General features: G+C 61.0%; 19 protein-coding genes. 16 read left to right on the forward strand and 3 right to left on the reverse strand.

Features of this window, described 5'->3' with window-relative positions:
- Nucleotides 1-359 precede the first annotated feature (359 nt).
- On the forward strand, nt 360-1,301 hold the full coding sequence (locus R0I78_RS11780) for a competence protein CoiA family protein (protein WP_317075443.1): 942 nt from the start codon (nt 360-362) through the stop codon (nt 1,299-1,301).
- Here R0I78_RS11780 and R0I78_RS11785 read toward each other — a convergent pair.
- Entirely contained in the window at nt 1,270-1,635 is a 366-nt protein-coding gene (locus R0I78_RS11785; RefSeq protein ID WP_019935422.1) for a glutathione S-transferase N-terminal domain-containing protein, read from the reverse strand. The genes R0I78_RS11780 and R0I78_RS11785 overlap by 32 nt on opposite strands.
- Before the next feature lie 95 nt (nt 1,636-1,730).
- On the opposite strand from R0I78_RS11785, the gene R0I78_RS11790 reads away from it, so the two are divergent.
- From R0I78_RS11790 to katG, 8 genes are all read left to right on the forward strand, one after another.
- Nucleotides 1,731-2,402, forward strand: a complete 672-nt coding sequence (locus R0I78_RS11790) for an ABC transporter ATP-binding protein (RefSeq protein WP_317075444.1) — start codon at nt 1,731-1,733, stop codon at nt 2,400-2,402.
- The gene (locus tag R0I78_RS11795; RefSeq protein ID WP_317075445.1) at nt 2,399-3,415 is read left to right on the forward strand and encodes an FtsX-like permease family protein; all 1,017 of its coding nucleotides are present in this window, start codon (nt 2,399-2,401) and stop codon (nt 3,413-3,415) included. Before R0I78_RS11790 ends, R0I78_RS11795 begins: the two co-directional genes overlap by 4 nt.
- Nucleotides 3,396-3,548 (forward strand): hypothetical protein, encoded by a 153-nt coding sequence (locus tag R0I78_RS11800; protein WP_317075446.1) that lies wholly within the window; start codon nt 3,396-3,398, stop codon nt 3,546-3,548. The genes R0I78_RS11795 and R0I78_RS11800 overlap by 20 nt, the downstream gene beginning before the upstream one ends.
- Nucleotides 3,520-4,263 (forward strand): ABC transporter permease, encoded by a 744-nt coding sequence (locus tag R0I78_RS11805; RefSeq protein ID WP_317075447.1) that lies wholly within the window; start codon nt 3,520-3,522, stop codon nt 4,261-4,263. Before R0I78_RS11800 ends, R0I78_RS11805 begins: the two co-directional genes overlap by 29 nt.
- On the forward strand, nt 4,260-5,438 hold the full coding sequence (locus R0I78_RS11810) for a lipocalin-like domain-containing protein (protein ID WP_317075448.1): 1,179 nt from the start codon (nt 4,260-4,262) through the stop codon (nt 5,436-5,438). The genes R0I78_RS11805 and R0I78_RS11810 overlap by 4 nt, the downstream gene beginning before the upstream one ends.
- Before the next feature lie 79 nt (nt 5,439-5,517).
- The gene (locus R0I78_RS11815; RefSeq protein ID WP_317075449.1) at nt 5,518-5,952 is read left to right on the forward strand and encodes a hypothetical protein; all 435 of its coding nucleotides are present in this window, start codon (nt 5,518-5,520) and stop codon (nt 5,950-5,952) included.
- 14 nt (nt 5,953-5,966) lie between these two features.
- Nucleotides 5,967-6,515: a rhodanese-like domain-containing protein gene (locus R0I78_RS11820; RefSeq protein WP_317075450.1), complete on the forward strand. Its 549-nt coding sequence runs from the start codon at nt 5,967-5,969 to the stop codon at nt 6,513-6,515.
- 188 nt (nt 6,516-6,703) lie between these two features.
- Nucleotides 6,704-8,860 (forward strand): catalase/peroxidase HPI, encoded by a 2,157-nt coding sequence (katG, locus tag R0I78_RS11825; protein WP_317075451.1) that lies wholly within the window; start codon nt 6,704-6,706, stop codon nt 8,858-8,860.
- On the opposite strand, the gene R0I78_RS11830 is transcribed toward katG, so the two are convergent.
- Together R0I78_RS11830 and R0I78_RS11835 are read right to left on the reverse strand one after the other, a co-directional pair.
- The gene (locus tag R0I78_RS11830) at nt 8,849-9,508 is read right to left on the reverse strand and encodes a 4'-phosphopantetheinyl transferase (protein WP_317075452.1); all 660 of its coding nucleotides are present in this window, start codon (nt 9,506-9,508) and stop codon (nt 8,849-8,851) included. The genes katG and R0I78_RS11830 overlap by 12 nt on opposite strands.
- 1 nt (nt 9,509) lies before the next feature.
- Nucleotides 9,510-10,649 carry an SMP-30/gluconolactonase/LRE family protein gene (locus tag R0I78_RS11835; RefSeq protein WP_317075453.1) on the reverse strand — a complete coding sequence of 380 codons (1,140 nt, stop codon included), beginning with the start codon at nt 10,647-10,649 and terminating at the stop codon, nt 9,510-9,512.
- A gap of 190 nt (nt 10,650-10,839) precedes the next feature.
- On the opposite strand from R0I78_RS11835, the gene R0I78_RS11840 reads away from it, so the two are divergent.
- The 7 genes from R0I78_RS11840 to dhbA are packed head-to-tail and all read left to right on the forward strand — an operon-like array spanning nt 10,840 to nt 20,365.
- Entirely contained in the window at nt 10,840-12,084 is a 1,245-nt protein-coding gene (locus R0I78_RS11840; protein WP_317075454.1) for an MFS transporter, read from the forward strand.
- Nucleotides 12,081-13,250 (forward strand): isochorismate synthase, encoded by a 1,170-nt coding sequence (locus tag R0I78_RS11845; RefSeq protein WP_317075455.1) that lies wholly within the window; start codon nt 12,081-12,083, stop codon nt 13,248-13,250. The genes R0I78_RS11840 and R0I78_RS11845 overlap by 4 nt, the downstream gene beginning before the upstream one ends.
- Entirely contained in the window at nt 13,243-14,874 is a 1,632-nt protein-coding gene (locus R0I78_RS11850) for a (2,3-dihydroxybenzoyl)adenylate synthase (protein ID WP_317075456.1), read from the forward strand. The genes R0I78_RS11845 and R0I78_RS11850 overlap by 8 nt, the downstream gene beginning before the upstream one ends.
- Nucleotides 14,874-15,506, forward strand: a complete 633-nt coding sequence (locus R0I78_RS11855) for an isochorismatase family protein (RefSeq protein ID WP_317075457.1) — start codon at nt 14,874-14,876, stop codon at nt 15,504-15,506. Before R0I78_RS11850 ends, R0I78_RS11855 begins: the two co-directional genes overlap by 1 nt.
- 1 nt (nt 15,507) lies before the next feature.
- Nucleotides 15,508-15,756 (forward strand): phosphopantetheine-binding protein, encoded by a 249-nt coding sequence (locus R0I78_RS11860; RefSeq protein ID WP_317075458.1) that lies wholly within the window; start codon nt 15,508-15,510, stop codon nt 15,754-15,756.
- Between the two features lie 2 nt (nt 15,757-15,758).
- Nucleotides 15,759-19,613 carry an amino acid adenylation domain-containing protein gene (locus R0I78_RS11865; protein ID WP_317075459.1) on the forward strand — a complete coding sequence of 1,285 codons (3,855 nt, stop codon included), beginning with the start codon at nt 15,759-15,761 and terminating at the stop codon, nt 19,611-19,613.
- Complete coding sequence (dhbA, locus tag R0I78_RS11870) at nt 19,604-20,365, forward strand: 2,3-dihydro-2,3-dihydroxybenzoate dehydrogenase (protein WP_317075460.1); 762 nt, start codon at nt 19,604-19,606, stop codon at nt 20,363-20,365. The genes R0I78_RS11865 and dhbA overlap by 10 nt, the downstream gene beginning before the upstream one ends.
- The last annotated feature ends 12 nt before the right edge of the window (nt 20,366-20,377 follow it).

The raw sequence follows: 20,377 nt of genomic DNA on the forward strand, positions 1-20,377 counted from the left end.
TCGGTTTATGAGTAAATTTTATGTCAACTTATGGGTGTAATTTTTGTACTAAACGACTGATTTTTATTGATGAGTTATGTCAACTTATGCTGTCCCGACACGGGATCTGGTACCTCAGAAAAACTTATCTTCTTCCTTCTGGCAAGCGTAAAAAACTCCAACGTTCTCTCCGTACACGTTGCAAGCGTGAAGCTAACCAGCTTGTAAAAAGAATGCTTGAAATGTTTCCTTTCACACGGAGTACTGCGAGAAAATCTTGCCGCGTAGCGGTAACCTTGCTTACTCTTCTTGTTCGCCATGGGCACCAACCCATGCCACACTGGCTGCATATCGGTTGTTGCATACGGATGAGTGCCGCCATGTCAGGAAAAACCTTAATTCCCTTCGCCATCAGGGATGCCGATCAGCAAATCGTCTCTGCGGAAGAGGTGGAAAGCGGCCTTGGTTGCCAGTGCCATTGCCCCAGTTGCCATGGTGTGCTGATAGCACGAAAGGGCCAGCATAAAGCCCATCATTTCAGCCACCACAAGGGCAGCGAACGGGATTGCGCCTTTGCCTTTGAGACCAGCATTCGCCTGATGTTGCTGGACAAACTGGACCGGATTAACTTGCTCAGCACGCCGGCGCTGCGCATTGATGATTTTCACAAGCCGGTGTGCACGGGCAAAACCCTGGCGGTGAGCCATGTTCCGTCATCCGGCCCGGCAGAAGGGCCCACGGCGCTATATCAGGTGGGGAATGACGCCAGATACAGGCTTGGCATTTACCTGCCGCCGGCGGGCACCTGTGCAACCGCACCGCCGCCCTGGCTGGCGGACTATACCGAGCGTTATGGCTGTACCGGCGTGCTGGCGGTCGACTATGGGGTGTTTGCAACGCTGATGTTCAAAGCAGAAAAACCGGGCTCGCTCAACAGCATTGGCTGGCTGCTGCAAATCATGAGCACTCACCCCAAATGCCTGCACTGGCTGTATCATCCGCGGGCTAAAAAAATGCGAGCGGAGCGGGAGGCGAAAAAAAAGCGCGATGCCGAGTTGCGTCAAAGATACCAGCAGCAACAACCGCAACAGAAACCAAAGCCGCAACCGCAGCAACCACAGTCGCCTCAGTTCCCGCCCATTGCCAGACCAAGACAAGTCGCTCCGGTCAGAATCAGCGCCCCCACTCAGCCCAAACGCCCAGGCATCTGCAAACACTGCCGGCTGGATGCGTCCGATATTTCCCCAGAAGGCTACTGCTACCGGCAAGCTTGCATGGATTCAAGAAAGCTTACCCAAAGCGCTGCTGCAAATAGGCGATAATGTCGTTCGACTCATACATCCACTGGGTTTCGCCGTTTTCCTCAATGCGCAGGCAGGGAGATTTTACCCGGCCGCCGCCGGCCTGCAGTTCGTCTCTGTGGGGAGAGCCGGGATGTACATTGCGTTTTTCAATGGGCAGATTCAGCTTGTGCATGTTCCGGCGCACCTTGATACAGAACGGGCAGCGGGGCAGCTGATAGAGCGCCAGTTGCTGGCAGGCTTCATTTACTTCTTGCTGCGCCTCGGGGGCGCGCTTCATTTTGGCGGGGCGGGTAAGCAGATCACCCACCTGAACAATGCCACCCACTCCATTGCGTAACAGCTTGACCAACATTCAGTGTTCTCCTTGATGATGTAAAGTCAGGATTGTAACTGAAAGGGCGGCCAGGTTCGTCCTTTCAGTATGTTAAGCCACACAGGGAGGGAGCCATGCTGGAATTTCGCCGTGTGCACAAATGTTATGCCACGCCTCAGGGGCCGCTGGCCGTGTTGCAGGGGGTGGATCTGAACCTTGCCGCCGGCGAAAGTCTGGCGTTGATGGGGGAGTCGGGCAGCGGCAAATCGACGCTGCTGCATCTGGCGGCGGGGCTGGATGTGCCCGATCGGGGCGAGGTGGTTATTGGCGGCACTTCGCTGGCCGGTCTGCATGACTCAGGCCGGGCCGCCCTGAGACGCACCAGTCTGGGGCTGGTGTTTCAGCAGTTTCATCTGGTGCCAAGTTTGAACGTGGCCGACAACCTTCGGCTGCAGGCCCGGCTGGCGGGAAGGGTAGATCCGGTTTGGTCGGCGCACCTGCTGGCGCGTCTGGGGCTGAGCGGGCGCGAGCATGATTACCCCGAGCAGCTTTCCGGCGGTCAGCAGCAGCAGCTGGCTATCGGCCGGGCACTGGCGTCCCGCCCGGCGTTGTTACTGGCGGATGAGCCCACCGGCAATCTGGATGAAACCACCGCCGATGCCGTGCTGGCGCTGCTGCTGACGCTGGTGGCGGAAAGCGGCAGCAGCCTGCTGATGGTGACTCACAGCCCTAAAATGGCCGCGCCGCTGAACAGATGTTTAACCCTGCATCACGGCAGGCTTGTACCTGGGAGCACCGCATCATGATTCGAGTGGTGCTGGCTACTCTGTTGTCTCATTACCGGCGTCATCCGGGGCAGCTGGCCATGCTGCTGCTGGGGCTCTGGGTAGCGGGGGGGCTGTGGAGCGGGGTGCAGGCTATTAACGCCTCGGCGAAGGATAATTACGCCCGCGCCGAGGCACTGCTGGGCGGCAGTCTGGTGCGGCTGGAGCGGGATAACGGCGCGCCACTCACTCATGATGACTTTGTGGCACTGCGCCGGGCCGGGGTGCTGATGTCGCCGCTGCTGGAAGGAGAGCGCGTCACCGACAGCGGCGTTCGGCTTACCCTGGTGGGTATTGATCCTTTCACTCTGCCGTCCGGCAGCAGCCTTGGCAGCACAGAGGGGCAGTTGCAGAACTTTATTGCGCCGCCCTGGCAAGTGCGGCTGGCACCAGATACCCAGGTGCAGCTGGGTGAGGTGGCCAGGCTGCAAAATGGCACTGTGTTGCCGCCCATGGTCGCGGACTCCGGGCTGCCGCCCAATATGGCGGTGATGGACATGGCCATTGCGGCGCAGTTACTGCAGGCCGGGGATAAGATTACCGCCCTGATTGGCCGTTTTGAGCAGGTACCGGCCGGTTTCAGGCAGATCACAAGGCCCGGCCCCGGCGAGCTGACCCAAAGCTTTCATCTTAATCTCACCGCCATGGCGCTGCTGGCGCTGGTGGTGGGGCTGTTTATTGTGCAGGCGGCGCTGGGGCTGGCGCTGGAGCAGCGGTTGGGCTTATTGCGCACCCTGCGGGCGCTGGGGGTGCCTTGCCGCAGCTTAACCGGCCTGCTGGCACTGGAGCTGTTGCTGCTGGGGCTGCTCGGCGCGGTGGCAGGGCTGGTGAGTGGGGTCTGGCTGGCCGGCCGTCTGCAGCCGGACGTGGCGGCCACCCTGCAAAGTCTGTATGACGCCAATGTCAGTGCCGGACTCAGCCTGCCCTGGCATTACTGGCTGGGCGGTATGGGTGTCACGCTGGGCGGACTGCTGCTTGCCGGCAGCGGAGTTTGAGCGCATTCATGCCTGGCTTGGCCAGCGGCCCGAGGTGCAGACCATTCTCACCACCGCCCGTGCCGAGACCGAATTGCTTGAAGTGACCGCCGGCACCGGTGCTGGTGGCCCGCTGGCCTCTGCTGTCGCCTGAGCAGCGTCAGGCCGCCTGGCAGGGTTTGCAACGGGGAGGGGCCTTTATTAACGAGCAGCTGGCCCGGCGTGAAGGCATTACAACCGGCGACCGGCTGACCATGGCGGTGCCCGGCGGTATAAAAACGGTAACGGTGGCAGGCATTTACCCGGACTACGGTAACCCGAGAGGTGAGCTGGTGCTGACCACGGCGCAGGTGCAGCAGTGGTTTGGCGTGCCGCCTGAGGCCATGGGTATCGTGCTTGCGCCCGGTGCCCGGGCCGGTCCACCACGCCGGCAACTGAGCGAGCGTTTTAATGTAACAGTGCAGGATCAGCGAGCAGTGAAACAGACCGCCACCACCATTTTTGAGCGCACTTTTGCCATTACCAGGGCGCTGAATGCGCTCACTCTGGCGGTGGCGGCACTGGCACTGCTGGCCACCCTGCTGGCCCAGGCAGGGGCCTTGCGCCGGCGTCTGGCCACCATTCAGGCTTTTGGGGTGTCCCGGCACCGGTTGCTGGCGGTTCAGCTGGCCCAGCTTGCCGGCCTGGCGCTGACTACCGGGCTGCTGGCTATTCCGCTGGGGATAGCCATTACCGCTTGTCTGGTGTGGGGTATTAATGTCGCGGCTTTTGGCTGGCGGCTGCCACTGCATCTGTTTCCCGGCGAAATGGCGGTGACCCTGATGATGGCTGTGCTGGTGGCGCTGCTGGCGGAGGAAGAAAACTCATGAAGTATTTCAAGCCTGTTGCCCAGGCTCTGCCGGCTAAAGCCGCAGCTACCCTCTTCCTGCTGTGCGGGTTATTGATTGTGAACGGCTGCGATGCCGGCAGGGAGACCACTGCCAATGATGCCGGCTTTGCCGGTCTGGGAGCAGCCAGCGAGGGATATACCCAGGCCCATGCCGGCATGTCCCTGAATTTTCCTGCCGATCACGGCCCGCACACAGGGTTTCGTATTGAGTGGTGGTATCTCACGGCCAATCTTGAAGACGAGCGGGGCGAGCCCCTGGGGTTGCAGTGGACCTTGTTTCGTCAGGCGCAGCAGCCTGTAAACACAGCAACGCCGGACAGCCCCTGGGCGGCACAGCAGATCTGGATGGCGCACATGGCGCTGTCTCGGGGCGAGCAGCACAGGGCGGCCGAGCGCTTTGCGAGGGGGACTGATGTGGTTCGTGCTGATCATCAGGCCGGCGTTATTGCCAAGCCGTTTCGGGCCTGGCTGGATAACTGGCAGCTGGAAAGTCTGGGCACCACCGAGGATGCACTGGACCGGCTACAACTCTCGGCCGAAGCCAAAGACGGACAGGACGACTTTGGCTATGAGCTGACGCTTGAAGCCAGCGGCCCGCTGGTACGTCATGGCATCAAGGGTTTCAGCCAGAAGTCTGCCAATGGCCAGGGCTCCATGTATTACAGTCAGCCCTTTTACCGGGCAAGTGGCCGGGTGTGGCTGAACGGCGAGTCGGTTTCCGTGAATGGCGAGGCCTGGCTGGAACGGGAATGGAGCAGTCAGCTGCTGAGTAAAAAGCAGTCTGGTTGGGACTGGTTTTCCCTGCATCTGAACAGCGGCTACAAGCTGATGGCCTTTCGTCTGCGGGGTAGGGGCGACAATCACAGCGATTATCTGTCCGGCAGCTGGATCAGCCCGGACGGGGAGATTATGCCGCTGAGTGCAGAGAGTATAACGCTGACGCCCCTGAAAAACGCCGGCGTCGCCGGCCGGCACGTGCCGGTGCACTGGCGGCTCACCCTGCCGGAACAACAGCTGACGCTGTCTGTCAGCGCTCACCATCCCAATCGCTGGATGCATACTTCGGTGCCCTATTGGGAGGGGGCGGTCAGCGTGACAGATGCCGACAGCGGTGCGCCCCTTGGCCGGGGTTATCTGGAGATGACCGGATATTGATACGTTATGGCCAATGAGCTTTACAGATACATAAGAATTACCTTATATTAGTATCATCTTAATAAAAGGAGAGCGCATCATGACAAAGGGAAGAAAAACACTGGCCGCGCTGGCACTGGGTGCCGGCATCACGGCCGCCGGCGCGGCGCAGGCAGCGGAGTCAAAGGTATTACTGCTGGTCACCAGTGCTGCCTCTCAGGTGCAGGGCATGGCCATGGTACTGGGTAATGCCATGCAACAGCAGGGCAGTAGCGTAAACGTACTGCTGTGTGATAAAGCGGGAGATCTGGCTATTAACGGGTACAGCAGTGCGCCGCTGAAGCCCAACAATGTGACCCCGGAACAACTGATGGACAAGTTGCAGCAAGGAGGGGGCAAGGTGAGCGTGTGCGCACTTTATTTGCCCAACAGTGAATATACTCAGGCTGATCTGCGCGAGCAGGTTGACGTGGCCACGCCAGCCAACATGGCTGCCATGATGACGGCAGAGGATGTACGGGTATTCAGCTTTTAATAAGGAGAACAAGCATGTGGAAACGTTTAACACCGGCGCTGCTGGCAGTGAGCATGGCGCTGCCTGTTTATGCCGGGGCCGATGAGCTGGGCCTGAGCGCCAAACAAGCCTATGAGCTGAACCGCGACAATGAGCAGGTGTTGTTGCTGGACGTGCGTGATCCGGTGGAGATCATGTTTGTGGGGGGCACCAATGAAGTGGATCTGAACGTGCCTTATCTGCTGGTGGACCGCAGCGTCTGGGATGAAGACAAGCAACGGTTCCGTTTATACCGCAACCCGCAGTTTATAGAGCAGGTAAAAGCAGCCCTGGCGGAGCGTGGTCTGGATGAAACCGCCACCATCATTACCATGTGCCGCTCCGGCAGTGAGCGGGGCCTGCCCAGTGCCGAATTCTTGCAGGAGCATGGCTTTACCAATGCTCACTATGTGGTGCATGGCTTTCAGGGTGACAGTATCAAGTCTGGTGAACAGGCCGGTTTCAGGCTGGTGAACGGCTGGCAGAACGACGGTTTGCCCTGGAGCCCGCGCCTGAGCCCCGACAAACTGCACCGTCCGCAATAACGGTTGCGTTGTAAATTAAAAAACCGGCATCAGCCGGTTTTTTAATGCCTGTTGTAAGTTAATCGTCAAAACTAATCAAAAAAACAGAGCCAAACGATTATAAAAACCGTGAGTTCTGGTCAATAGTATTAGTCGAACCCTACACGCTGTTGGTGGCCAGGTTGCTGCCACACATAAGGAGAAAAATGATGTCAGCCAAGAAATGCCCGGTTATGCATGGTGCCGTTACCGAGGTTGGCCAGTCGAACATGAACTGGTGGCCCAAGGCTCTGAATCTCGACATACTTCACCAGCACGACAGCAAAACCAATCCCATGGAAAGCGGTTTTAATTATCGCGAGCAGGTAAAAACCCTCGACTTTGCTGCTCTTAAAAAAGATCTCACCGAGTTAATGACCAACAGCCAGCCCTGGTGGCCGGCCGACTGGGGCCATTATGGCGGCCTGATGATACGGCTGTCCTGGCATGCCGCCGGCTCTTACCGCATTGCCGACGGCCGTGGTGGTGCTGCCACCGGTAACCAGCGCTTTGCCCCGCTTAACTCCTGGCCCGACAATGCCAACCTCGATAAAGCCCGCCGGCTGCTGTGGCCCATTAAAAGAAAGTATGGCAACAAGCTGAGCTGGGCAGATCTCATCACTTATGCCGGCACCATTGCCTATGAGTCCATGGGCCTCAAGACCTTTGGCTTTGCCTTTGGCCGGGAAGATATTTGGCATCCGGAAAAAGACATTTACTGGGGAGCGGAAAAAGAATGGCTGGCACCCAGCGGCAGCGAAAACAGCCGTTATTCCGGCGAGCGGGATCTGGAAAACCCGCTGGCAGCGGTGATGATGGGGCTGATTTATGTCAACCCGGAAGGGGTAGACGGCAAGCCCGATCCGCAGAAAACTGCCCATGACATACGAGAAACCTTCAAGCGTATGGCCATGAACGACGAAGAAACCGTGGCGCTGACCGCCGGTGGCCATACGGTGGGTAAAACCCATGGCAACGGCAATGCCGCCGAGCTTGGCCCCGAGCCTGAGGCTGCCGGTCCGGAGGAGCAGGGTCTGGGATGGAACAACCACACTCGCCGTGGCATTGGCCGTGATACCGTGACCAGCGGTCTGGAAGGTGCCTGGACTACCCATCCCACCGTATGGGATAACGGGTATTTTGAGATGCTGCTTAACCATGAATGGAAATCGGTAAAAAGCCCGGCGGGGGCCTGGCAATGGGAGCCGGTGGATATCAAGGAAGAAGATAAACCGGTGGACGTTGAGGATCCTTCCATTCGTCATAACCCCATGATGACAGACGCCGACATGGCGATGAAGGTGGATCCGGCCTACCGTAAAATATCCGAGCGCTTTTATCAGGATCCGGCTTACTTCTCCGAGGTGTTTGCCCGGGCCTGGTTCAAGCTCACTCATCGCGATATGGGACCCGGCACCCGTTATATTGGCCCGGATGCGCCCAAAGAAACCCTGATCTGGCAGGATCCCGTGCCCGCCGGCCCCACCCGGTACAATGTGCAGGATGTTAAAGACAAGATCGCCAAAAGCGGGCTTACTATCAGCGAGCTGGTATCCACCGCCTGGGACAGCGCCAGAACCTTCCGTGGCTCGGATATGCGCGGCGGTGCCAATGGTGCCCGTATTCGCCTTGAGCCACAACGAAGCTGGGAAGGCAATGAGCCGGCGCGGCTGAACAAGGTGCTGAGTGTGCTTGAACCCATTGCCGCCGACAGCGGTGCCAGTCTGGCCGATGTGATTGTTCTGGCAGGTAATGTGGGCATAGAGCAGGCCGCCGCGGCAGGGGGTGTGCAGCTGGAAGTGCCATTTTCGCCGGGCCGGGGCGATGCCACCGATGACATGACGGATGTGGAGTCTTTTGAACCGCTGGAGCCGGTGCATGATGGCTACCGTAACTGGCTGAAAAAAGACTATGCGGTGAATGCGGAAGAGCTGCTGCTCGACAGAACCCAACTGATGGGGCTGACTGCTCCGGAAATGACGGTGCTGATCGGCGGCATGCGGGTATTGGGCACCAACCACGGTGGCAGCAAACACGGTGTGTTAACCAGCCGGCCGGGCACCCTGTCCAATGACTTTTTTGTGAACCTCACCGATATGAATTACCGCTGGCAGCCGGCGGGAGATCATTATGAAATCCGGGACCGGCAAAGCAATGACGTCAAGTGGACCGCCAGCCGGGTAGACCTGGTGTTTGGCTCCAATTCGGTGCTTCGTGCCTATGCCGAGCTATATGCCCAGGACGATAACAGAGTCAAGTTTGTGCACGACTTTGTGGCCGCCTGGACCAAGGTGATGAACGCCGATCGTTTCGATTTAAGCGCCTGACTTTTCTGCCGCTATGGCCACCAGTGTTATCAGGTGCTCCCCATGGCGGCAGTATCTTGCTGTCACTTCTGTACCTGCCGGCCAGTGCTTGTTGAGACTGGTCAGCAGCCGCATTCTGGCACGGCCGTTACTGGCCGCCACCACTTCCGCATCCTGAAAGTAAAACTGTGTTCCCGTCAGCGGATACAGCGCCTTGTACAGACTTTCTTTTAAGGAAAACGCTAGGGTCAGCTGCTCACCAAGACAGGCCCCGGTCAGCCGGGTCTGCTCATCGGCGGTCAGCAGGGCAGGGATCAGCGCGCTGGTCCTGTCATTGGCAAGGCAGGGCTCAATATCCACGCCAAGCGCGCAATAGTCCCGTGTTCGGGCCACCACGGCAGCGGCATGGGTGTCGCTGTGGCTGATGCTGCCGATAAACCCGGCCGGCCACACAGGAGCACGCTTCGGCCCGATGGCCGGCATATGGTGAACCCCTGCCAGCCGGTACAGTGCTTCAGCAGCGCACCGGCGGCCGGCCATAAACTCGGCCCGGCGTTTGGCAGAAGCCTTGTTCAAGCCCAGCCGGCCGGTGTCTGCCTTTGCCAGCTGGTTCCTGTCAAACCGGCCGCCAATAAAACAGACGTTGGCCAGTCCGGGCCTGAACAACATATCAGGGGGTGATCAGGGTAACAGTGTTGCCGGCCGCTTCCACCGGTACCGGTGCATCCTTGGGTGCCTGACGGCCCTTGCCTTTGGCTTTGTTGCTCACATAAACCTGACCGGTTTTCGGATCAATGGCCAGGGTCTGGGGGCGCACGCCGGTGAACAGATGGGCGGTTACATAGTGAGTGTCGGCGTCCACCACAGAAACAGTACCGTCGTTGCGGTTGGCCACATAGAGATCGCCGCTTTGCGGGTGAACCCGGGCGCTCAGGGCACCGTCACCGGTTTTTACCGTCTTGGTTACCTTGCCGCTTTTGAGATCGATCAGTGACACACCGCCGGACTTCTGATTAATGGCATAGAGCACGTTGTTTTTGGTATCGATGGCCAGGTTGATGGTGTCAAAAGGCTGAGCCTTGGCGTCACCTTCCGGGCTGACAGAGTCAAAGGTGCGCAGTACGTTCTGGGTCTTAATATCGACTTCGGCAATTTTGCTGTTGCTCAGGTCAGCCACATACAAACGCTGCTTGCCGGCATCCAGCGCCAGACCGGCGGCAGACTGCACCGGAGACACAATAACGGACTCCAGCGTGTCGGTGGCACCGTCAATCACCCAAACAGCGCTGGCCGGGCCTTTTTTGCCGTCCCGCTCTATGCCACCAAAGGCACTGATATAGATTTTGTTGGTGCCTTCATCCACCACGGCCTGGCGCAGGTGATTGGACTCATTGCCGCTGTTTTCGATAACAGCCACTTCCTTGCCGGTTTTCAGATCATACACACCGACCAGCCCCTTACGGGTGTCAACGGCATAGATTTTCTGGGTCTGAGCGTTGATCCCTAAGCCAAAGGGCGTGATTTCGCCGGTTTCAATTTTGGTTTTCTGCTCCAGGGTGTTGGCGTCCAGCACCACTATGCCCGGGCTGACGCTTTGCTCACTGTCGTTACCCAGGCCGGTGACGGCGGCATACACCGCCTGATTGGCGGGGTTAAAGGCAATTTCATAGACGCGTTCGTCCACTTTTACCGAGCGGGCCACCTCTGGCGCGGCCAGCGCCGGGGTGGTGGTGCCGATGGCGGCTGCCAGCAGAGAAAGAGCAAAGGTATGGCGCAGCCGTAAACCGCGATGGGATGCGTGTCTGAACATGCAGAAACTCCTGTAAGAAAAAAGTAGTGACAAAAGTAAGTAACGCCGGAAAAGTTCAATAGCTTGCTCACTTTATCAAACTAATGCAAGTAAATATCATTTGCTTTTGAGTTTTGAATATCTTAAGTTTCTACCCCACTGGCCTGCATCAGGCAGGACCACACATTCACTGTTCGGATACATAGCGGTAATGACTTCTCCTTCTACTGCACCTCAGTTGTGGGTGCTTAATGTTGTAGCTCTGGTTGGCACCATGGCCATCATGGCGTTTGTGGCCGTGGTAGGCCCTGTGGTGCGCCTGCTTGGCCTGGCAGACTGGCACGGGGGGCTGGCACTCACCGTGGGTGGCGTGCTCTGGATGCTGGCAGCCCGGCGCTGGGGAAAACTCAGTGACAAGGTCGGGCGGCGGCGGGTATTGCTTATCTCCCTCAGTGCCTATGCCGTTACCTATGTGCTGATGGCCTGGTCCATCGACCTGGCTCTGACCAGCCCGCCGGCCATGGCGCTGTCACTGCTTATTCTGGTAGGCAGCCGCGCCCTGGTGGGGCTGTTTTATGCGGCCGTGCCCGCCATTACCGCCGCCTCTGTGGCGGATCAGGTGGTGCCACAACATCGCGCCTCGGCCATGGCCAAACTGGGCGCGGCCAATGCGGTGGGTCTGGTGGCCGGCCCTGTGGTGGCGGGCTGGATAGCCCTGTATGACATTGCCTGGTCCTTATATGCCGCAGCGGCCATGCCGGTGCTGGCGCTGGTACTGATTGCCTGGAAACTGCCGGAAACCTATGCCGGTAACTCATCCGGCAATAAGACCCGCAGCAAGCCGGGGCAGGGCAGCGGCCCTGTGGTGGGCTGGCTTGACGCCCGGCTTCGGCTGCCGCTGTTTGCGGTGTTTGCCGCCATGATGGCGGTGGCCATCACCCAGGCAACGGTCGGCTTCCTGGTGCTGGATCGAATGCAGCTGTCCTTGAGTGAAGGAGCCAAAACCGCCGGTTATGCCCTTACCGCTGTGGGTGCCGGCCTGATTTGCTCTCAAAGCCTGATGATGCGCATAACCTGGCCCCCCGAGCGCTGGCTGTTACTGGGCGCTGTGCTGGCAGGCAGCGGTTTTGGTGCCGTGGCCCTGTTGGAAAGCGCCACTCCCATGCTAGCGGCCTTTGGCCTGGCCGGCATTGGCATGGGCATGGTGCGGCCGGCGGTGCAGGCACTTACCGCCAACTGTGTGCAAGCCCATGAGCAGGGCGCCGCCGCCGGCATGGTGGCCTCCATGCAGGGGCTGTCGATGATAGTGGGGCCCCTGGCTGGCACCCTGTTATACCGCATTGCACCGGGTGCGCCCTATGTGCTGGTACTGATATTACTTATGCTGTTGGCCATTGCCGTGTGGCGCTATTCGTCGGCAGACACCATTCAAGAAACCCCGGGAGTATCGCCATGATAAACCGCCTGCCTTTTACCGACGCTCTGGCTACTGCCGAACAGCGCCGCTATCGTTTTGTGCTGCGTGGCCCAAAGCAGCAGCTGCAGACACAGGGTTGTCTGGCCTGCCTGCCCGCAGGCAACACCCAGACCCTGAGCCAGCGGGTCAGTGCGTTTTTCAGCACCCGCCGCACTGGGCCGACCCTGCTGGTGGGTGCGCTGCCCTTTGATCCCTTTGCCGATGATGCTCTCTACCAACCCGCCGAGTTAGTGGCCGGTGAAGAGCCGGTGACGCCGCTGGCCCCCCTGGTGAATGAAGCCCGGGCAGAGCCGCCGGCGGCGGACTATGCCAGCATGGTGGCCCACTGTGTGGCCGGCATAGACGGGCGCACACTCAGCAAGGCGGTGCTGGCGCGCAGTCTGCAGCTGCAGGCCGCGGCCAGCCTGGATCCGCTGGCGTTGGCCGCCCGGCTGGAGCAGGATGCCAGTGTCACCACCTATGTGCTGCCGGTGCCGGTGGCCACCAATGCACCGCCGGCCTGGCTGGTGGGAGCCAGCCCGGAGCTGCTGATTTCCCGGCGGGGACGCACCATAGTATCTCATCCGCTGGCCGGTTCGGCTCGCCGCCGTGCCAATGCAGAGGAAGATGTCGCCGCCGCCCGTTCCCTGTCGGCGTCGACCAAGGATCTGGAAGAGCACGCCTATGTGGTGGATGCCATTAAAGCCGCGCTGGCACCGCTGTGCAGCGAGCTGGATGTACCGGACAGCCCGTCCCTTTATACCACCAACACCATGTGGCACCTGGGCACCCGTATTAGCGGCACCCTGAAAGACGACAGCATCTCTGTGGCTACCCTGGCCGGCCTGCTGCACCCCACGCCGGCGGTATGCGGTACCCCCCGCCAGCAGGCGCTGGACACCATTTCCCGTCTGGAGCCGGTCGACAGGGGCTTTTATGCCGGTGCCGTGGGCTGGGTAAATGACGCCGGCGACGGTGACTGGTATGTGGCCATTCGCTGCGCCCATGTGCAGGCCAATAGCCTGCGGCTGTTTGCCGGTGCCGGCATAGTGGCCGACTCCGAACCCGAGCTGGAGGTAGCCGAAACCGGTGCCAAATTCCGCGCCCTGCTTAACGCCCTGGGGGTGGACGATGAACTTGAATTTGAGGAACAACACCATGACTAACGTCCCGCTCAGCCAGCGCTGGCCTGCCGCCCTTGAGCAGAAATACAAGGCTGCCGGCTACTGGCGCGGTGAAACCTTTCCGGCCTTTTTGCGTGAGCGCGCCGAACGGCTTGGCCACAAGGTGGCGGTGGTGGCCGGCGACACCCGCATCAGCTACGGTGAACTTGACTGGGAAGCCTGTCGCATCGGGGCCGGCCTGCTGGCACTGGGGCTGAACCCCGGCGACAGAGTGATAGTGCAGTTCGGTAATGTGGCGGAGTTTATTCCTGTGGTGTGCGGCCTGTTTTATGCCGGGCTTATCCCTGTGTATGCGCTGCCGGCCCACCGCATTACCGAAGTCACTCATTTTGCCAAAAAGGCCGGGGCCAGCGCCTACCTTGCCGGACGTCACTACGGCGGTTTTGACTATGCCACCCTGGCCGCCGGGCTGGGCCGGACTCTGCCTGAGCTGAAGGTGGTGATGGCCGGCGAGGGGCATGACTATATTGCGCTGGAGCAGCTGGCAGGAGACACCAGCCTGTTGCCCGCCGGATTCGATCCTCAGTCCGTGGCTTTCTTGCAGCTGTCCGGTGGCAGTACCGGTCTGTCCAAGCTGATTCCCCGCACGCACGACGATTACATCTACTCGTTTCGTGCCAGCAACGCGCTGTGCGGCATTGATGAGCACAGCGTCTACATGGTGGCGCTGCCGGCGGCCCACAACTTTCCCATGAGCTCACCGGGCTGGCTGGGTGCCCTGCATGCGGGGGCCACAGTGGTGCTGAGCGACAGCGCCGAGCCCGCTGCCGCCTTTGCCCTGATTGAACGGGAACAGGTCACCTGTGTAGGGCTGGTGCCGCCGCTGGCGCTGTTGTGGGCCGATGCCGCCGGTCACAGCCCCCATGATATTTCCAGCCTGAAAGTGATGCAGGTGGGCGGGGCCAAGCTGCTGCCGGAAGCCGCCCGCCGGCTGCAAAATGCGCTGCCCAGTACCCTGCAGCAGGTGTTTGGCATGGCCGAAGGCCTGGTCAACTATACCCGCCTGAACGACAGTGACGAGCTGATTCTCAACACTCAGGGCCGGCCCATCAGCCCCGATGACGAAGTGCGCATCGTGAACGATAACGGCGAGCCGGTGGCGGAAGGCGAAGCCGGACACCTGCAGGTGCAGGGGCCCTACACCATTCGCGGTTATTACAACGACGAGGCGGCCAACGCCAAAAGCTTTACCGCAGACGGCTTTTATTGCACCGGCGATATCGTCAAGCGCACACCGGAAGGCTATCTGGTGGTGCAGGGCCGAGCCACGGATCATATTAACCGCGCCGGGGAAAAAATCTCCGCCGAAGAAATAGAAGACTATCTGCTGAGTCACCCACAAGTATTTGACGCCGCCGTGGTGTCCATTCCCGATGAGTATCTGGGCGAGCGCAGCTGCGCCTTTGTCATGGCAAGAGAGCAGCCGCCCCGGGCGGTGGAGCTGAAAAAATGGGTGCGCGAGCAGGGGCTGGCGGCCTTTAAGGTGCCGGATCAAATTGTGTTTGCCGACGCCTTTGATACCACGGCCGTGGGCAAAATCAGCCGGCGGGAGCTGCGCGCCCGGCTGCGCCAACGTTATCTGGAACAAACCGAGGAGCAAGGCTGATGGGACTTCCCGTTATTTCCGACTATGCCCAACCCACCGCCCACGAGCTGCCCGAGGCCCGTGCCCGCTGGCAGCCCGAGGCCGGCCGGCTGGCGCTGCTGGTGCACGATATGCAGCATTATTTTCTGCGGCCCTTTAATGCCGCCGGCGCGCCGCTGGCACCGGCCATTGCCAATATCGCTGCCCTGATTGCCCATTGCCGGGCACGGCAGATCCCGGTGTTCTACACCGCCCAGAAAGGCAATCAGCAGCGTTGCGACCGTGGCCTGCAGGCCGATTTGTGGGGGCCGGGCATGAGCCGCGCACCCGAGCATGAAGCCATTATCGAGGCGCTTGCTCCCCAGCCGGACGATCATGTGCTGGTCAAGCACCGCTACAGCGCCTTTCAGCGCAGCAACCTGGAAACCCTGATGCGGGTGCGCGGGCGGGATCAATTACTGGTGACCGGGGTATATGCCCATATCGGCTGCACCGCCACCATTGCCGAGGCGTTTCAGCTGGACATAGAACCCTTTATTGCCGCCGACGCCGTGGCCGACTTCAGCCGTGAGGATCAGATGTCGGCCCTGCACTGGATTGCCCGCACCTGTGGTGTGCCCATGACCACAGAACAACTGTTAAAGGCCCTTTGAAATGAGCAAACAAGCACCCCTTACCCTGGAGCGTATGCGCAGCGATATTGCCGCCATTCTGGGTGAAAGCCCTGATGAACTGTACAACGACGACAACCTGCTGGACTGGGGGCTGGATTCGATGCGCATTTTTAACCTGTCGGTGGAATGGAACAAAACCGGCCTGGGGCTGCGTTTTGCCGATCTGGCGGAAACGCCGACGCTCGATGGCTGGTGGCAGCAGGTGCAGCGTCAGCAGGGCGGTGCCTGATAATGTCAGGCCATCATTATTCCCTGACCGAAGCCCAGCAGGGACTTTGGTTTGCCCAGCAGCTGGCACCGGACAATCCGGCCTTTAACACCGCCCATGTCATTTATCTTGAGGGTGAGCTGAATGTGAATGCCTTTGAGCAGGCCGCCAATCAGGCCGCCAGGGAGGCCACCAGTCTGCAGCTGCGCTTTGCCCAGGGTCCGCTGCAGTGGCCCGACGCCGCGCACACGCCCTGGCTGAACGTAATTGATATGCGTGATCAGCCGCAAGCCGCCGAGCAGCATTATCTGGCGGATGTGAACCGGCCGCTGGACCCCTGCCAGGACAAACTGGCCTGCCAGCGGTTGTATCTGCTGGGTGAGGGACGTTACGCCTGGTATGTGCGGGCGCACCATCTGGTGAACGACGGCTATGGCATGGCGCTGTTCTGCGAGCGGGTCAGTGCCCTTTATGCCGGTGACGACCGCAGCCAGCCCTTTGCGCCCTGGCTGCCGGTATGGCAGGAAGATCAGGACTACCAGCACGGCGAACGCCGACGCCGGGATCAGGCCTACTGGACAGACACCCTGGCTGCGTTGCCGCCGCCGGCCACCCTTGCCGGCGAGCCTCAGCCCCATGCGGCTGTGCATGCCTGCCACCGGCACAGAGTGCCTTTGGGCCATGAGCTGCGTGCTCAGCTGTTAAGCCTGTGTCAGGCCCGGCAGCTGCCCTGGCCCGATGTGCTGACCGCACTGACCGCCGAATATTGCCGCCGCCACAGCGATCAGGCCGCGGAAGTGGTGGTGGGCGTGCCCTATATGGGCCGCCTGGGCAGCAAGGCGGCGCGCCTGCCCGCCATGGTGATGAACGTACTGCCGCTGGCCCTGCGAGCGGGAAATGAGGCCCTGAGCGAGTTTCTGCCCCACACGGTGCGGGAGCTGACCCGGGGCCGCCGCCATGGCCGCTACCGGGGTGAGCAGCTGCGCCGGGACCTGGGCCTGATTGGCGGCCAGCGCCGGCTGCACGGGCCGCTGATCAATGTGCAGCCCTTTTACACTCCTTTTACCCTAAAGGGCATGCAGGCCGAACTGCACATTTTAAGCACGGGGCCGGTGGACGACCTGACCCTGGGCTTTCGGGGCAATGGCCAGGACAGCCTGCACCTTGAAATTGAAGCCAATGGTCGCCTTTACAGCCAGCAAGACGTGGCGGATCACAGCGTCCGGCTGCCGGCCTTTTTGCAGGCGGCACTGTCGGTATGGCAGCACAATGGCCGGCTGCAGGACATTCCCCTGGCCACCCCCGCCGAGCAGGCGCGGTATTCTCTTGAAGTAAACAAGACGGCCCATACCGTGCCCGACACCACACTGGTGGCGCTCTTCGAGGCCCAAATGGCGGCCACCCCCGGGGCCACGGCGCTGGTGTTTAACGGCGAGCGCATGAGTTACGCCGAGCTGGAGCAACGCAGCCGGGCACTGGCGCTGATGCTGCCGCCGTCGTCGCTGGTGGCGGTGGCGCTGCCGCGCTCCTTTGAGCTGGTGATTGCCCTGCTGGCCATTCAGCGCGCCGGCGGGGCCTATCTGCCGCTGGACGCCAGCCAGCCCGACGAACGTCTGCACCGCATTCTTGACTCGGCCCGGCCGGCCCGAATACTGACCGATGAGACCGAACGTTTTTCCCGCTGGCAGCCACTGGCGCCCTGCAGCTGGCCTCAGCACAGCACAGCGGCGCTGGCTCAGCGGCCAAAGCCGCAGGATGCCGCCTATGTGATCTACACGTCCGGCTCCACCGGCGAGCCCAAGGGGGTGGTGGTGGAGCACAAAGCCATCGTCAACCGGCTGCTGTGGATGCAGGACTTTTTTGCGGTGGATGCCAGCGAGCGCATTTTGCAGAAAACCCCCGCCACCTTTGATGTGTCGGTATGGGAGTTCTTTTTGCCCTTGCTGAGCGGGGCCTGTCTGGTGATAGCGCCCCCCGAGGCCCATCAGGATCCGCGGCAGATTGCCCGGCTTATTGATGAAGAGGGCATTACCACGCTGCACTTTGTGCCCTCCATGCTGGCGGCCTTTCTCGCCACACCCGGCGGTGAGCATGCTTCCCTGCGCCGGGTAATTGTCAGTGGCGAGGCCCTGACCGCCAGCCTGCGGGACCGCTTTCATCAGCGGCTGTCGGCCCGCTTGTTCAACCTTTACGGCCCCACGGAAGCGGCGGTGGACGTGAGCTGGTGGGAGGCGAGCCGCAGCGACACCAGCATTTCCGTGCCCATTGGCTTTCCGGTGTGGAACACCCAGCTGTATGTGCTGGATGCCGAGCTTCGGCCCCAGCCGCCCGGCGTGGCCGGCGATCTGTATCTGGGCGGGGTGCAGCTGGCCCGGGGGTATCTGGGCCAGCCGGCGCTCACCAATGAGCGTTTTATTGCCAATCCCTTTACGCCCGGAGAGCGGCTTTATCACAGCGGCGATGTGGCACGTTTTCGCCGGGACGGGGCGGTGGAATATCTGGGCCGCAGTGATGATCAGATAAAACTGCGCGGCCTGCGCATTGAGCTGGGCGACATTACCCACGCCCTGAGCACGGCACCGGGCGTGGCCCGGGGTGAAGTGCTGCTGCGCCATGACGACGGCAACCCCAGACTGGTGGCCTATATGCAGGCCAAAGACAATGCCGTGCCCGATGAAGCGGCACTGCGCCTGCATCTGGCGGGCCGGTTGCCGGATTACATGGTGCCCTCGGCCTTTGTCTGGCTTGAGCACTGGCCGCTGTCGGCCAACGGCAAGCTGGATCGCAAGGCGCTGCCGGCACCCAAAGCCGACAGCGGCAGCGGCGGCGAGCCGCAAACCGCCACCGAGCAGGCGCTGGCCGTCCTGTTTGCCGAGCAGCTGAAGCTGGCCGCGCTGCCGGGGCGGCAGGATGACTTTTTTGCTCTTGGGGGCGACTCGCTCTCGGCGGTGCATCTGCTGCTGGCCATAGAAGCCCGCTGGCAGCGGGATCCGGGGCTGGGCGCTTTGTTTGCCAACCCTACGGTAGCGGGGCTGGCGGCCGTGCTGGACGCGCACCAGTTCAGCATTGATGACGGCCTGGGGCCTTATATACAACTCTCGAAAGGGCAGGGCAGTCTGCCTCCGGTATTTGCGGTGCACCCGGCGGGGGGCATTGCCTGGAACTACCGCGAGCTGGCCCAGCGCCTGCCCGGCCGTGCTCTGTATGGCATGCAGTCGCCGGCGTTGAACCCGCAGCAAGCTCTGGATGACAGCATCAACAGCCTGGCGGCCCGCTACGTCGACAGTATCAACGAGCTTTACCCGACAGGGCCCGTGCACCTGCTGGGCTGGTCTGTGGGCGGCATTATCGCCCAGGCCATGGCGGTGCGGCTGCAGCAGCTGGGCCGGCCGGTGGGCATGGTGGCGCTGCTGGATGCCTATCCGGCAGAATGCTGGCGCGCCGAGCCGGAGCCTGGCCCGGTGGCGGCGCTGCGCGCCCTGCTGGCCATTGCCGGTTACGATCCGGAGCAGCACACAGAGCTCGACACCCGTGAAAAGGTAGTGGCGTTTTTGCGCCGGGGCGACACCACCCTGGGCAATTTGCCCGAGGCGGCGCTGGATGGTGTGGTGCGGGCGGTGACCAGCACCAACAAATGGGTGCGGGAGCACTATCATCAGCCGCTGGCGGGCACTCTGCTGCACGTGCGGGCCGGCCGGGATCATGGTGATAAGCCCTGGCTGCAGTCGTCCCTCTGGGCACCCTATGCCACTCAGGTACAAGCCATTGAATTACCTTTTTTACATGCCGAAATGACCGGCAGTCAGGCCTCGGCGGCACTGGCCCCCGAGCTTGCCGCCGTCATGGCCCACACCGAGGAGAACATAAAATGCAGCTGAGCGGATTTAACGGCAAACTGGCGCTGGTTACCGGTGCCGGCGGCGGCATTGGCCGGGCTCTGGTCAAACTGCTGCATCACAGCGGCTGCTCAGTGGTGGCCACGGATGTGGTGGCCCCTGAGTTTGACGGTTTGCCCCGAGTGCACAGCCGCCCGCTGAATGTGACCGACTCAGTGGCGGTCAACGCCCTGGTGGATGACATTGAACAGCGGCTGGGCCCCATCGGCTTTGGTATCAATGTGGCCGGTGTGCTGCAGTCCGGCACCATAGACACCATTGATGATGCGCAGTGGCGGCGTACCTTTGCGGTAAATACCGACGGGGTCTTCTATCTGTGCCGGGCCCTGGCCAGAGTAATGAGCCCGCGCCGGCAGGGCGTGATGGTGACAGTGGGCTCCAATGCCGCCGGCATACCGCGGCACGCCATGGCCGCCTATGGCGCGTCCAAGGCGGCGACCCACATGTTGATGCGTTGCCTGGGGCTGGAGCTGGCCCCTCTAGGCATTCGCTGCAACACGGTGGCACCCGGCTCTACCCTGACGCCCATGCAAACCGGCATGTGGGCCGACGAGCGCGGCGCTGAACAGGTGATTGCCGGCCTGCCGAATATTTATAAAACCGGCATTCCGCTGGGCAAACTGGCGCAACCCGAGGACGTGGCCAATGCGGTGATGTTTTTGCTGTCGGATCAGGCCGGCCATATAGTAATGGACGATCTCTATGTGGACGGCGGTGCCACCCTGCGCGGTTAACAAGGATAATAA

It is taken from the genome of Oceanimonas sp. CAM02, from assembly GCF_032842915.1.
In the GTDB taxonomy this organism is placed as follows: domain Bacteria; phylum Pseudomonadota; class Gammaproteobacteria; order Enterobacterales; family Aeromonadaceae; genus Oceanimonas; species Oceanimonas smirnovii.